The sequence below is a fragment of the uncultured Enorma sp. genome, from assembly GCA_905210055.1.
Classification (GTDB): Bacteria; Actinomycetota; Coriobacteriia; order Coriobacteriales; family Coriobacteriaceae; genus Enorma.
On record CAJLVH010000036.1, the window covers coordinates 1 to 13,420 of the forward strand.

The 13,420-nt window shown below is 63.0% G+C and carries 10 protein-coding genes, 1 tRNA gene and 1 pseudogene; 8 read left to right on the forward strand and 4 right to left on the reverse strand.

Features of this window, described 5'->3' with window-relative positions:
- Positions 1 to 66: 66 nt before the first annotated feature.
- Entirely contained in the window at positions 67 to 2,796 is a 2,730-nt protein-coding gene (gyrA, locus tag QZ079_RS03940; protein ID WP_297035388.1) for a DNA gyrase subunit A, read from the forward strand.
- A 185-nt stretch (positions 2,797 to 2,981) separates the two neighbouring features.
- On the opposite strand, the gene QZ079_RS03945 is transcribed toward gyrA, so the two are convergent.
- Together QZ079_RS03945 and QZ079_RS03950 are read right to left on the reverse strand one after the other, a co-directional pair.
- Positions 2,982 to 4,013: a hypothetical protein gene (locus QZ079_RS03945; protein WP_297035368.1), complete on the reverse strand. Its 1,032-nt coding sequence runs from the start codon at positions 4,011 to 4,013 to the stop codon at positions 2,982 to 2,984.
- Positions 4,014 to 4,074: 61 nt separating this feature from the next.
- Complete coding sequence (locus QZ079_RS03950; RefSeq protein WP_291289269.1) at positions 4,075 to 4,590, reverse strand: bifunctional nuclease family protein; 516 nt, start codon at positions 4,588 to 4,590, stop codon at positions 4,075 to 4,077.
- 205 nt (positions 4,591 to 4,795) lie between these two features.
- On the opposite strand from QZ079_RS03950, the gene purE reads away from it, so the two are divergent.
- On the forward strand, positions 4,796 to 5,266 hold the full coding sequence (gene purE, locus QZ079_RS03955; protein ID WP_297035373.1) for a 5-(carboxyamino)imidazole ribonucleotide mutase: 471 nt from the start codon (positions 4,796 to 4,798) through the stop codon (positions 5,264 to 5,266).
- A 77-nt stretch (positions 5,267 to 5,343) separates the two neighbouring features.
- Here the strand turns inward: purE and QZ079_RS03960 are convergent.
- Positions 5,344 to 5,418: transfer RNA gene (locus tag QZ079_RS03960), tRNA-Gly, on the reverse strand.
- Positions 5,419 to 5,670: 252 nt separating this feature from the next.
- Between QZ079_RS03960 and QZ079_RS03965 the strand changes: the two genes are divergently transcribed.
- The 4 genes from QZ079_RS03965 to QZ079_RS03980 all read left to right on the forward strand — a co-directional run bounded on the left by QZ079_RS03965 (position 5,671) and on the right by QZ079_RS03980 (position 11,444).
- The gene (locus QZ079_RS03965) at positions 5,671 to 8,232 is read left to right on the forward strand and encodes an InlB B-repeat-containing protein (protein WP_297035376.1); all 2,562 of its coding nucleotides are present in this window, start codon (positions 5,671 to 5,673) and stop codon (positions 8,230 to 8,232) included.
- Positions 8,233 to 8,484: 252 nt separating this feature from the next.
- Positions 8,485 to 9,831: an adenylosuccinate lyase gene (purB, locus tag QZ079_RS03970; protein WP_297035378.1), complete on the forward strand. Its 1,347-nt coding sequence runs from the start codon at positions 8,485 to 8,487 to the stop codon at positions 9,829 to 9,831.
- A gap of 134 nt (positions 9,832 to 9,965) precedes the next feature.
- Positions 9,966 to 10,232 carry a TIGR03905 family TSCPD domain-containing protein gene (locus QZ079_RS03975; protein ID WP_291289266.1) on the forward strand — a complete coding sequence of 89 codons (267 nt, stop codon included), beginning with the start codon at positions 9,966 to 9,968 and terminating at the stop codon, positions 10,230 to 10,232.
- A gap of 3 nt (positions 10,233 to 10,235) precedes the next feature.
- Positions 10,236 to 11,444 carry a hypothetical protein gene (locus QZ079_RS03980; protein WP_297035382.1) on the forward strand — a complete coding sequence of 403 codons (1,209 nt, stop codon included), beginning with the start codon at positions 10,236 to 10,238 and terminating at the stop codon, positions 11,442 to 11,444.
- A 122-nt stretch (positions 11,445 to 11,566) separates the two neighbouring features.
- On the opposite strand, the gene QZ079_RS03985 is transcribed toward QZ079_RS03980, so the two are convergent.
- Positions 11,567 to 12,190: an N-acetyltransferase family protein gene (locus QZ079_RS03985; protein WP_366926426.1), complete on the reverse strand. Its 624-nt coding sequence runs from the start codon at positions 12,188 to 12,190 to the stop codon at positions 11,567 to 11,569.
- A gap of 129 nt (positions 12,191 to 12,319) precedes the next feature.
- Between QZ079_RS03985 and QZ079_RS03990 the strand changes: the two genes are divergently transcribed.
- Positions 12,320 to 13,051, forward strand: coding sequence for a response regulator transcription factor (locus QZ079_RS03990; protein ID WP_291289263.1), 732 nt, complete (start codon positions 12,320 to 12,322; stop codon positions 13,049 to 13,051).
- An 11-nt stretch (positions 13,052 to 13,062) separates the two neighbouring features.
- Positions 13,063 to 13,420 (forward strand): annotated as a pseudogene (locus QZ079_RS03995) (sensor histidine kinase); the annotation flags it as partial.

Here is a 13,420-nt window from a genome sequence, read left to right on the forward strand (position 1 = left end):
GTCAAAACGACCCCGTCCCCAAATGAGTCACCCAGCAACGCCAGGAGGTAATACGTGGCTGAAGATATGAACAACGAGGGCTTGCCTGAGGATCTGAAGCGCTTGCTCGCTCGCGCCGAGGCCGATGATGAGGGCGCCGATGTCTATGTTGAGGACGAAGGCGAAGATGAAGAGGAAGAGGACGAAGGCGAACTCGAGGAGAGCTTCGGCGAGGTCGATCGTGGCGAAGCTGCCGGCGAGGATGTGAACGGCGGGCAGCTCCAGATCTCTGAGTTCGGCCGCGAGATGCGCCAGAGCTTCATCGAATACTCGATGTCGGTCATCACCGCCCGCGCCCTGCCGGACGTGCGCGACGGCCTGAAGCCGGTGCACCGCCGCATCCTCTACGCCATGAATGAGAGCGGCATCTACCCCAACCGCCCGCATAAGAAGAGTGCGTGGACGGTCGGCGAAGTTATCGGCAAGTACCACCCGCACGGCGACTCTGCGGTCTACGACACGATGGTCCGCCTTGCCCAGTGGTTCAGCATGCGCACGCCGCTCATCGACGGCCATGGTAACTTCGGCAACATCGACGGCGACGGCGCCGCGGCCATGCGCTACACCGAGAGCCGCCTTGCGCGCCCCGCCATGGAGCTCCTGCGCGATCTGCAGAAGGACACCGTCGACTGGCAGCCCAACTACGACGAGTCGCTCGCCGAGCCGCAGGTGTTGCCGGCGCGCTTCCCCAACCTGCTCGTGAACGGTTCCTCGGGCATCGCGGTCGGCATGGCGACGAACATCCCGCCGCATAACCTCGGCGAGGCCGTCGAGGCCACCTGCTACCTCATCGACCACCCCGAGGCGACGGTCGACGAGCTCATGCAGATCATGCCCGGCCCCGACTTCCCCACGGGCGCGGTCATCATGGGTTCCGACGGCATCCGCCAGGCCTATGAGACCGGCCGCGGTTCCATCACCGTGCGCGCGAAGGCGCATGTGGAGTCCACGAAGACCGGCCGCAACCGCCTGGTGTTCACCGAGGTTCCTTATCAGGTGAACAAGGGCACCCTGCAGGAAAAGATCGCCCAGCTCGTGAACGAGAAGCGCATCGAGGGCATCGCCGATATGCGCGACGAGTCCACGCAGAAGGGCATCCGCCTCGTCATCGAGCTCAAGAAGGGCGTCATCCCGCAGGTCGTCCTTAACAACCTGTATAAGTTCACCTCGCTGCAAACGACGTTCGGCGTGAACAACCTCGCACTCGTGGGAGGCGTGCCCAAATGCCTCTCGCTCACCGAGATGCTGCGCTGCTATATCGACCACCAGGTCGACGTCGTCACCCGCCGCACGCGCTACGATCTCAAGAAGGCCCAGGCCCGCGCGCACATTCTCGAGGGCTACCTCTTGGCGCTCGACCATATCGACGAGGTCATCCAGATCATCCGCTCCTCGCAGACGGATGCGGAGGCTTCGAGTCGCCTCATCGAGCGCTTCGGCTTCACACCCGAGCAGACGAACGCCATCCTCGAGATGAAGCTCCGTCGCCTCACCGGCCTCGAGCGCGACAAGATCGAGGAAGAGCTCGCGGGGCTCCGCCGCGCCATCGCCTACTACGAGGACCTGCTCGCCCACGAGGAGAAGATCCTGGGCGTCATCAAGGACGAGATGCGCGAGATCGCGAAGAAGTACGCCGACAAGCGCCGCACCGAGATCTCCCAGGCCGAGAAGGACCTCGACGTCGAGGATCTCGTCGCCGACGAGGACATGGTCGTGACCATCACCCATACCGGCTACGTGAAGCGCATCCCGGTGGCGGCCTACCGCTCGCAGAAGCGCGGCGGCAAGGGCGTCACGGGCGTGAACCTCAAAGAGGATGATGTCATCTCCGAGATGTTCATCGCGAGCACCCATGAGTACGTGCTCTTCTTCACGAATCGCGGCAAGGTGTATCGCTTGAAGGTGCACGAGCTGCCTGTGGGCACGCGTCAGGCGCGCGGCACCGCGATCGTGAACCTCTTGCCCTTCGAGGAGGGCGAGAAGATCGCGAGCGTCATCTCCTGCCGAGAGTTCCCCGATGATGAGTACCTGCTTTTCGCCACGAAGAGCGGCATGGTGAAGAAGACCGTCATGAGCGCCTACGACCGTAGCCGCCGCGACGGTATCATCGCCATCAATCTCAAGGCGGGTGACGCCCTGCTCAACGTGCGCCGTGTGCGCGAGGGCGACCGCATCATCATGGCGACGACCGCAGGCAAGGCGATCATGTTCGAGGAGGAGCAGGTGCGCGCAACCGGTCGCGATACGAGCGGCGTGCGCGGCATCACGCTCAAAGCCGACGCCTCCGTGCTTGGCATGGAGATCTCGAATGGTAAGGGCGACCTCTTCGTGGTGACCGAGCGCGGCTACGGCAAGCGCACGCCGGTCGCAGATTACCCGCTGCAGAACCGTGGTGGCCAGGGTGTCTATACCATTCAGATGACGCCGCGCAAGGGCAAGCTCGCTGCCATGAAGACGGTGGGCCCGCAGCACGAGCTCTTCATCATCACCGAGGGTGCCACGGTTATCCGCGTGAAGACGAGTGAGATCTCGCAGACCGGCCGCGCGACGCAGGGCGTGAAGATGATGAATGTGGCCGATGATGACCGCGTGACCGCCGTCGCCCGTATGACGAGCGCAAAGAAGAAGCCGAAGGCGCCGGCCGTTGACGAGAACCAGGGTATGCTCCCGCTTGGCGACCTTACCCAGGCGGATGAGGATGAGCGCGTGGACATCGGCGCATCCGATGAGGCGCTCGAAGATCTCATGGACGAGTAACGTGAAGACAACCGCGTAACGAAAGAGGGAGCCCGCGGGCTCCCTCTTTTTTGATTTATTGGGTTCGTTGGGGACGGGTTCGTTTCAACCCATTAGAAGGTCGACGCGCTCACGTTTCGCAGTTCACCTCGATGGGTTGAAACGAACCCGTCCCCAACGAACCCGGCGCCGCCGCGCGAGCGCGCTTAGATGAACGGACGACGATCGAGGACGAGCTTGAGGGGCTTGTCGCTTGTGAGATACCCCGGCAGCGCCGCCTGCAGCTCGGCGAGTGCGCAGACGCAACCGAAGAGCGTATGCAGGTCGTTGAAGTTCTCGTGCGTTGTCGGGTCAAGATTGAGCAGGTACGGGACGTACTCATCGGCGAACGAGGTGAGCGCGGCTTTCGTCTCCATAAAGAGCGTTCCCGCCTGGCGCTGCGCGCGGTTCAAGGTGTACGCCCAGTCGACTTCGGCGAACGTGACCGCATGTCCAAGCGTCGGCCACCGGTGGTTCTCATAGATATCAAGGCACGTCTTCACCGCCGCCTCGGGGTAGTGCATCGGCCGGTGCGCGTACTCATGGTTGAAGAGGTAGTGGAAGGACGCGGCAAGGTGGGGGAAGACCGTGGGTGCATCGAGCACGCCAGAGAACGAGTCTCCCTGGCAAGTGGGAATCACATGTCCCTTGCGCCAGAATCCCGTTTGAGGATCCGCTTCACCGTAGAGCCAGGCAAAGTACCAGTCCTGCCATTCTCGCGACGCTTCTCCCGCGAGCACGAGAGCGGCGTAGATGCCGGCACCCTGATGAGAGGCAATCCATGGGTCGTTCTCCCAATGAAGGCCGTCGAGGAATGTGTAGAGCTCGTCGCGATCGAGGTAGCGGTGAAGCTCTGTGAGTTCGTACTTCGGACGTGCGTCGAAGAGTTCCAACGCAGCGATGCAGTGCGCGGTCGTGTGGTAGGGGTGGTGCGTCGCCTCGTTGAAGAGACCGGTGGCAGAATCCTGGAAATCCTGCAGCACGCCGACCCAAGAAGCGCGCTCTTCGGGATTCTGAGGAAACGCACCAATCATATAAAGGATGTTCGCCGCATCGGCGCAACCGTACTCGTTGATACCGAGCTCACGGGATGCCCCTTCGTTCTGCCAAATCCAGCGAGCATAGGCACCGGGGCGATCGAGTTCATGGGTTGTGAGAACCTCGCGGACGCGGTCGATAATCGGCTGTATATCGTGCACGGTATGCTCCCTCCACGTGATAACGTGACATCTTATGCCAGCTTATCACGTCCGAGGGCGCCTAGAAATCGTCGGGTGAGAGCGTCTGAACGAACTGGTCGAACTGCTCGAGCTCCTCGTCGCGCGAGGGTTGCTCGTCGTTGCGGAGCAGGACGGTGCCCACGCGGTTCATGACGTCATCCTCGATGTAGATGGGTGCGTTCGCGCGGACGGCGAGTGCAAGGGCGTCGCTCGGACGCGCATCGAGCATCACCTCGCGCATCGAATCGCCCTCTTCATGGACGAACGTGATCTTCGCGTAGAATACGGGAGCATCATACCGGCTGATCTCGACGCGTTCGACCTTGGCGCCAAGTGCCGTGAGGGTATCGAGGAAGAGGTCGTGGGTGATGGGACGCGGGGTGGTGACGCCGTCGACGCCGCGGCTGACCGCTGCCGCCTCGACCGAGCCGGTTTGAATCGAGAGCGAGCGCAACGGTGTCTCCCGGTTGCTCGAAGTCGCCCGCTCGCGAAGCACGATGAGGGAAGGGATGGGACCCGATGCCATGATGATGCTCTCGATATCTGCGCGTATCACGATGGCACCTCCTCTACACCGCATGTACGTACAGCTACTATGGTAGACGTTGGAGTCTATCCTAATTCGGATAGTATTACTACCCAAAAGGCCCGTGCTTAACCTTTCGGTTGTCATTTTTGCATAGGGCGTACGGTATAACGCGCAGTCGGCATCGACGCGACGCTAGTATAGGGGTGTTGAAACCCGCTACAGAGGAGGAATCATGGCAGAGCAGGAAGCGACCCCCCTTGTCGGCATCATCATGGGTTCGAAGTCCGATCTCCCCACGATGGAGGCGTGCACGGCGGAACTCGAAGCGCTCGGCGTGCCCTATGAGCTCGTGATCGCAAGCGCGCACCGCACGCCCGACAAGGTGCACGAATGGGCGGAGAACGCAGCCGACCGCGGTCTGCGCGTGATCATCGCCGCCGCCGGGAAGGCAGCGCATCTGGGTGGCGTCGTGGCCGCGTTCACGCCCCTGCCCGTCATCGGCGTGCCCATGAAGACGAGCGACCTCGGAGGGCTCGACTCGCTGCTCTCCATGGTGCAGATGCCCTCCGGCGTGCCCGTGGCGTGCGTGGCCATCAACGGCGCGAAGAACGCCGCGATCTACGCGACGCAGATCCTCGGCGCGACGATGTCCGAGTACCGAGCCGTCGTCGAGCAGCTCAAGCGCGAGATGGCCGAGGCGTAGCGGCCGCCGCGTCGCGTCGGCGAACATGTGAGCGTGATAAGAAAAACGGCACCAGCGATGGTGCCGTTTTCATGTCCTGGAGCGGGCAACGGGACTCGAACCCGCGAGTGTCAGCTTGGGAAGCTGATGCCTTACCACTTGGCGATGCCCGCGTATGTGCGCGCTGTACTCAGTGAGCGCGCAAATCAGTATACCGTGCCGGTTTGCGCCGGGCAAGGGGCGAAAACCCTTGGGATGCCGAAGCGGCTCCCGCCGCCCGACACCGAACCGGACGGCATGGTCACCCTGCCGTACACGGGTTTATTTCGGCGAACGGCGTTGTGTTTTCGCGGGGGGGGGGTGATACCATTTTCCCATCAACGCATTCCGGCAGACGGCCGGATACAGACAGAAGGGATACCACCATGATGACGAAACGGGTGGAGCGCGCCGTCATCGCACTTGCCGCCGCGCTGCTCGTCGCGCTGTTCGGCTTCTCGCCGAAGAGTGTATGGGCGGCCGGGAAGGACGTGGCGCAGATTGGCGATACGACGTATGAAACGGTCCAGGCCGCGATCGATTCGGTCGAGCCGGGTTCGCCTGCCACGATCGAGCTGCTTGCGGACGTTACCGACGCGGAGCAGATGATGTTTGTAAAGCCGCAGGTCAACATCACCGTCGATTTGGCCGGCTTCACCTATGCGGCTTCGGCAGAAGAGGCTGTGCATATCGATGCCGCGGACGTGACGCTGACGCTCAAGAACGGCACGATCACCAACAACGCTGAGGGCGACTACAGCGACGGCCTGTACGCCTTCGCCAAGAGCAACAACCTCAACCTCACGCTCGACGGCGTCACGCTGTCCTCGCGCACCCAGACGCTCGCCGTCCAGGGGATGACGTCGAACTCCAACGTGACGATTCGCAACAGCGCTCTCTCCAGCGAGGAGGAGCTCGGCATCTACTATCCGCCCAAGTCAGGCACGCTCACCATCGAAGGCAGCTCGATCACCGGCACGACGGGCATCGTGCTCAAGGGCAGCACCCTCGTGGTGAAGGACGGCTCGATGATTCACGGCACCGGCAAGAACAAGGTTCCGGATGGCTACTACACGGGCACCATCGGCGGCGATGGTTTCAACGACACGGGCGACGCCCTGTACGTCGAGAGCGGTTACAACGATCGCCCCATCGTCGTGGATATCCAGGGCGGCAACTTCAAGAGCAATCAGGCCTTAGCGGTGCGCTTCTACCAGAAGGAAGGCGAGCAGACCGATCACGAGCGCACGGTCGAGATCTCCGGTGGCACGTTCTCGAGCAGAGTTGATGCGTTCCTGGTCGAGGGCGTCACGCAGGACGAGCACGGCGTCGTCGTGGAGCTTCCGGACGTCGCCACCGTCAACGGTGTGGGCTACCAGTCCTTCGAGGAGGCGGTCGCTGCGGCTCAAGATGGCCAGACGGTGACGCTGCTCGCGGACACCTCGACCGACCCGCTGACAATCGACAAGGGCATCACGCTCGACCTCGGCGGCCACACGCTCTCGCTTACGGGCAAGGAGAAGCAGGACGACGCCGCCCTTACCTTCACGAGTGGCACGAGCACCATCAAGAACGGCACCATCGTCGACACCTGCCAGATTGCGCGCACGTTCGCCGTCGTGATTACCGGCCAGGGCACTGCGCTCACCATGGAGGACGCGACCCTCACGGTTCAGGTTCCGAAGTCGGGAGACGGCTACGGCATGCGCGTGCTGGACGGCGCCGAGCTCACGCTCAATGCCGGCGCGGTCGTCAACAGCGCACCCGTCTCCGGTAACACCGGCTACATCTACGGCATCAACGTCTACGGCAACGGTCACGGCGCCGCCTTCGACGAGGCGACCGCCTCCAAGCTCACGGTGAACGAGGGCGCCACCGTCGAGGCCTATGCCTTCGCGGTGAGCGGTAACGGCGACGGCACGAAGGACAACACGCTCATCACCATCAACGGCGGCACGCTCGTGAGCGAGGCTGGTCCGGCAATCTACCACCCGCAGTACGGCAAGCTCGTTATCAACGGCGGCACGCTCGATGGTTGCAGCGGCGTTGAGATCCGTGCCGGCGAGCTCACCGTCAACGGCGGCACCATCAAGGGCGATACCAGCAAGACCATCGTCTATCGCAAGGACCAAATCGGCGGCAGCAACTCCGTGGACGGCGGCGGCATCATCGTTGCGCAGCACTCCACCAAGCTGCCCGTGAAGGTGACCGTTAACGGCGGCACCATCGAGGCCAACACGGCCTTCATCCAGCACAACGTCATGGGCAACGATCAGGCGTCCATCGATAAGATCGAGATGTCCATCACCGGCGGCGAGTTCGTGGGCGCCCTGCGCTCGGATAACTTCAAGGACGCGGACGACAAGGGCTTCGTCTCCGGCGGATCGTTCAGCGACCGTGCGGTCGGAGACTACCTCGCGCCCGACGCTGCGGTGGCCGTGAACGGCGGCGAGACGCCCTACGACATCTTCCCCTCCACGGACGAGGCCCTTGAAAACGGCGGCGCGCACACCGTCGTTGACAGGCAGGGAAACACCTGGGTGTTTGCCGACAAGGACGCCGCTTCCAGCTTTGCTGGCGAGAACGGCTCCACGGTCAAGACCGTCACGCACACGGTGACTTTTGACGACTGCCTCCCCACGACGGCGAATACGGTCGTCAAGGTCGAGAACGGCACAACCGTTGCACGGCCCGCCGAGCCGGTTTGCGCGGGCTGGACGTTCGAGGGATGGTACGCCGACGCGAGCCTCACCACCCCGTATGATTTCAGCGCGCCGGTGACCGGGGACATCACGCTGTATGCCAAGTGGAGCAAGGACGCCCCCTCCATCTCCGGCGAAGAGGAGCCCCAGCCTCCCGCAGATGAGACGCTCACGAGTACCGGCGACATGGTTCCGCTTGTGACCGCGGTGATCGCGGCCGCGGGGGCGCGATGCGCCGCCGCATGAGGTAGCGCTCGCTTGCACCGGTGCGCACGCGCGAAGGAGAGCGACGGGGCGGCTTCGGCCGCCCCGTTTTTCTTTTTCTTTTTCACCGCCGATCCATCCGATCCCCATCAGGCTCCGTCGCGGCCGCCGTCACGGCGCGCCCCTCATCCATACTTTGCGTGAAATGTCTGCACGCGCGTGGCCTGCGGTAGAATCTGAGGTGAACGAGCACGGCGCGCCGCGCCCGCGCGCCCAGAGCAAAAGGAGCACCGCATGATTGATCGCTACACCCGTCCCGAGATGGGTCATATCTTCTCGCTCGAGAACAAGTACCGCATCTGGCAGGAGATCGAGGTGCTGGCTTGCGAGGCGCACGCCGAGATGGACAAGATCGGCATCACGAAGGAAGAGGCCGCGTGGATCCGCGAGCACGCGGATTTCAACAAGGACGAGGTCGACGCCATCGAGGCCGTGACCAACCACGACGTCATCGCCTTTCTCACCAACATGGGCGAGTACATCGACCGCGAGGTTCCCGAGGGCGAGCCCAAGCCGTCGCGCTGGGTTCACTTCGGCATGACGTCCTCCGACCTCGGCGACACCGCCCTCTGCTATCAGCTCGTCCAGGCCACGGACATCCTCATCGAGGATTGCCGCAAACTCGGCGAGATCTGCCTCCGCCGCGCCTTCGAGGAGCGCGACACCCTCTGCGTGGGGCGCACCCACGGTATCCATGCCGAGCCCATGACCTTCGGCATGAAGTTCGGCAGCTGGGCGTGGGAGCTCAAGCGCGATTACGACCGCCTCAAGGATGCCCGCGCGAACGTGGCCTTCGGCGCCATCTCCGGCGCGGTGGGCACCTACTCCTCCATCGACCCGTTCGTCGAGGAGTACGTCTGCGAGAACCTGGGCCTCGTGCACGACCCGCTGTCCACGCAGGTCATCTCCCGCGACCACCACGCCTACCTCGCCGGTGTGCTCGCTACCGTCGCCGCCACGTGCGAGCGCATTGCCACGGAGATCCGCAACCTCCAGAAGACCGATACCCTCGAGGCCGAGGAGCCGTTCCGCAAGGGGCAAAAGGGCAGCTCCGCCATGCCGCACAAGCGCAACCCCATCACCGTGGAAAAGGTCTGCGGCCTCTCGCGCGTGGTGAAGGCCAACGCGCAGGTCGCCTTCGACAACGTGGCGCTCTGGCACGAGCGCGACATCTCGCACTCCTCCGCCGAGCGCGTGGCGCAGGCCGACAGCTTCATCGCGCTCGACCACATGTTCCAGTGCCTCACGCGCATCGTGGACGGGCTCATCCTCTACCCGGCGCAGATGCTCGCCAACCTCAACAAGACGCGCGGGCTCATCTACTCCTCCAAGGTGCTCCTCGCCCTCGTCGAGACCGGCATCACGCGCGAGGAGGCCTACGCCATCGTGCAGGAGAACGCCATGGCCACGTGGCGCGAGGTGCAGCAGTGCGCGGGCGGCACCACGTTCCGCGAGAAGCTCGAGGCGGATCCGCGTTGCACCGTGTCTGCCGACGAGCTGGACAAGATCTTCGACCCGCGTGCCTTCCTCACGCGCGCTGGCGTGGTGTTCGATCGCCTCGAGCAGCTGAGCTTCGAATAGGCGATTACCGATGGGTTGGTTGGAACGAGTGCGCTCTCAGCCAACCCATCTCAAGACGACCCATTGAAACCCGGCTTGAATGAGTCATCGAAGGGTCATGTTCAACCCGGGTTTGCAAGGTGGAAAGGATTTCCATGGTTTCAATCGACTTTACGCCGCGCGGCGTGTGCTCGAAGAACATCCATGTCGAACTCGACGACACGGGCGAGATCATCGAGAGCGTCGCGTTCACCGGTGGCTGCAACGGCAACCTCAAAGCGGTGAGCAAGCTCGTCGCCGGGCATCCTGTGAGCGAGGTCACGCAGATCCTGCGCGGCAACACCTGTGGTCCGCGTAAGACGTCCTGCGCCGACCAGCTGTGCTGCGCCCTCGATGCGGCGCAGGAGCAGGCGAAGGCGTAGCGCATGATCTTTGATCGCAACATCTCGCGCCGCTCGTTCACGATCGGGTCCATCGCTGCGGCAGGCGCCGGCATGGCGGCGATTTCACTCACCTCGTGCTCTTCGGACAACCGTCCCTCTACCGGAGAGCCGCAGGTGGTGACCGACAGCTCGCTCATGGTCAACGTGCTCGACGGCGATTACGAGTACACGGATAGCACGCTTGCCTCGAGCGCGGCTTGGCTGCTTCCCCTCGGCACGGTGCTCTTCCATGGCGGCGGCTGCACCTGGGCGGCGGCGATGCTCACGCCGGAGTCCGTGTCGCACATCAATACGCTCGGCGTGTTGAGCCTTGCAAGCGGAAACCTCTCCACCGTGAAAGAGGAGCCAACGCAGGGCACGACGTACACGTATTTCGATGTTCGGTGCTCGGATACGGTGATGGCGTGGATCGAGATCAACTACATAGACCGCTCTTGGGTGCTCTTCGGCCAGGGACTTTCGAATGGCACGCTCACGGGCTCGCCGGTGAAACTCGATGAAGGCGACGCCGATTGGGAGCCGCCGCGCATCACAGCATGGCAAGACAGCATCGTCTGGCAGAAGATGCCGCTTTCGACGGGCTCGAAGTCCGGTGAGTCTTCGCATTGCTACATCTGGACGCTCGGCTCCGATGAGGGCGTGGACATCTGGGAATCGCACGGTAGGTTCGCGACGACGCCGCGTGTCTCGGAAAACCTGCTCACCATCACCCCCCGCGTCCACGAGGACGAGGGCGTGTACTACGGCCTTACGGCGCTCGACCTTACCACGGAGGAATTCGACCAGGTGGATCAGCTCGTGATGCCGAGTCGCGTCTCCCCGCTCGATGCAGAGTACCTCAACGGGACGTTCGCGTTTTCGGTCGAGGCATCCTACGACGGCGCGGGCAACCTCGGCAACATGGGCTCGTACTTCGGCGTCGCCGGCGGACCGTTCACCTATGTGCGCCGCGAGCCGTTGTCGCAGATCACGGGAAACGGCAGCACGTACCTCGTCAAGTCGCAGTCGTCGCACCTCATCATCGATACCGAGGCGCAGACCTATGGTGCCCTCTATTCGCCCGATCGTTCGATCCAATACGGCGACTTCCCGGCTACCGAGGGTCTTTCGAGCCAGGTGCTCACCTTCGCTACGGTGCGCAGCGCCTCCGGCGTTCCCGAGGGCGTGCAGGCGCGCGTGTTCCAGTTGTAATCTGTCGCGGTGGCGCAATCTGATGAACGTGCGCGTTTGATGCTTGAGGGGTATGGTGTGCAGCCTCATCTATTACAGATGCGGATGCGCTACTCGGTTGCCTTCGATGCCGTTGCCAAGTATCACTTCTTATGCAGGCGGGCGTTTGCCGCGGCGAGGATGCGCGCCGTCTCCGCCGCACTCGCAGGACGGCGCGGCGCGGGGCGGGCGGGGAGTTCGGCCAGCTGCTTCTCCATCCACGTCACGTCGAGCCAGCGGCCCAACTTATACCCACAAGCGTGGTGCTCGCCGCACACCGCATAGCCATGTTTCGCGTGAAACGCCACGGATGCCTCGTTGCTCGACGTGATGCATGCCTCGCTCATGACGACGCCTTGGGCACGCATGAGTTCCTCGAGCGCATCGAGCAGTACGGAACCCAACCCGCATCCTTGGTGTTCGGGCGCGAGGTAGATCGAGATCTCGGACGCCCAATCATATGCGGGGCGCTCCCTAAACGAACCGTTGTAGGCGAAGCCGACTACCCGTGAGGATGCCTCGTCGACCGCGACGAGAAAGGTCGAATGCTCGAGCTTCTGTCGTATACGCGCCTCGTATTCCTCGACGCTCGGTACGGAAATCTCGAAACTCACGTTTGTATGCTCGACGAATGGCGCATAGACCGCCAGGACCGCGGGGGCATCGGCAGGTGTCGCAGTGCGGATATAATATGTCATGGCGTCCTCCGGAAAGAATGTGCGTGACATGGAGATAATAAGCGCAGGGTGCCACCGGCGACCGACTAAAGCCCGCCAGCGGGCGTCGTCTACGCACAGTGTAGCTCCATATACGCTACAATGTGATGGTTCGATGAAGAGTGAGAAGGAGGCCTGCTCATGGCTTCGGATGCAAGAAGGATTCTGCTCGTCGAGGACGAGAAGGCGATTCGCGACGCCGTCGCAGCGTATCTCGAGCGCGAGGGCTATTGGGTCGTGGGCGTCGGCGACGGCCAGTCTGCGGTCGAGGAGTTCGAGAAGCACCAGTTCGACCTCATCGTGCTCGACCTTATGCTCCCCAAGCTCTCGGGCGAGCGCGTGTGCCGCGCGATTCGCGACACCTCCGATGTGCCGATCATCATGCTCACGGCGAAGGGCGAGGTCGAGGATCGCATCATCGGCCTCGAACTCGGTGCAGACGACTACCTCATCAAGCCGTTCAGCCCTCGCGAGCTCGTCGCCCGCGTGCGTGCCCTCTTCCGCCGCACGCACCTCGCCGACGAGCCCCAGATTGAGGTGCTCGACTTCGGCGACCTGGTCATCGACATCTCCGGCCATAAAATTCTGGTTGAGGGCAAAGAGGTTGACCTCACCGCTTCCGAGTTCAAGCTCCTCACCACGCTTGCGCGTCACCCCGGTCGCGTGTACAACCGCATGGAGCTCGTCGAGAAGGTGCTCGGCTACGATTTCGAAGGCTACGAGCGCACGATCGACTCCCATGTGAAGAACCTCCGCGCGAAGCTCGGAGACGACCCCAAGCATCCCAAGTGGCTCTTCACCGTGCACGGTGTGGGCTATCGCTTCGAGGCGCCGGCGAAGTCTGCAGAGGATAGCGCGCAAGACGCGAAGTAGCGCGATTCCCCATGCTGCCAGCCCGCGTCGAGATCGGTACAAAGCATAAGCAATCCGACGAGGCGAGTTCCCGCGCAAGCTGGAACACGCCTCGTTCCGATACGCGCTCCGGGATGAGCTATGCCACGCGCATGGCTGCCTCGTTCGCGCTTACCTCCATCATGACCGTGCTCGTGCTCGCGGGCGTGGTCGCCGTGGTGTGGAGTGGCGCGTTCATGGACTACACGCGCACGAACATGACCGATATCGCCGAGGCCACGGCGGCGCGCCTCGCCGCTGCGTACGAGTCGAGTGGGAAGTGGACGACGTCGCTGCTCTCGGAGATCGCCGATTCGAGCATCGTTTCCGAAGACATCGGCCTGCAGGTGG

Bases quoted from the DNA above. Each gene is read 5' to 3' on its own strand.
- gyrA (WP_297035388.1), top strand. From the start codon at position 67: ATGAACAACGAGGGCTTGCCTGAGGATCTGAAGCGCTTGCTCGCTCGC.
- purE (WP_297035373.1), top strand. From the start codon at position 4,796: ATGGCAGAGCAGGAAGCGACCCCCCTTGTCGGCATCATCATGGGTTCG.
- QZ079_RS03965 (WP_297035376.1), top strand. From the start codon at position 5,671: ATGATGACGAAACGGGTGGAGCGCGCCGTCATCGCACTTGCCGCCGCG.
- purB (WP_297035378.1), top strand. From the start codon at position 8,485: ATGATTGATCGCTACACCCGTCCCGAGATGGGTCATATCTTCTCGCTC.
- QZ079_RS03975 (WP_291289266.1), top strand. From the start codon at position 9,966: ATGGTTTCAATCGACTTTACGCCGCGCGGCGTGTGCTCGAAGAACATC.
- QZ079_RS03980 (WP_297035382.1), top strand. From the start codon at position 10,236: ATGATCTTTGATCGCAACATCTCGCGCCGCTCGTTCACGATCGGGTCC.
- QZ079_RS03985 (WP_366926426.1), bottom strand. From the start codon at position 12,190: ATGTCACGCACATTCTTTCCGGAGGACGCCATGACATATTATATCCGC.
- QZ079_RS03990 (WP_291289263.1), top strand. From the start codon at position 12,320: ATGGCTTCGGATGCAAGAAGGATTCTGCTCGTCGAGGACGAGAAGGCG.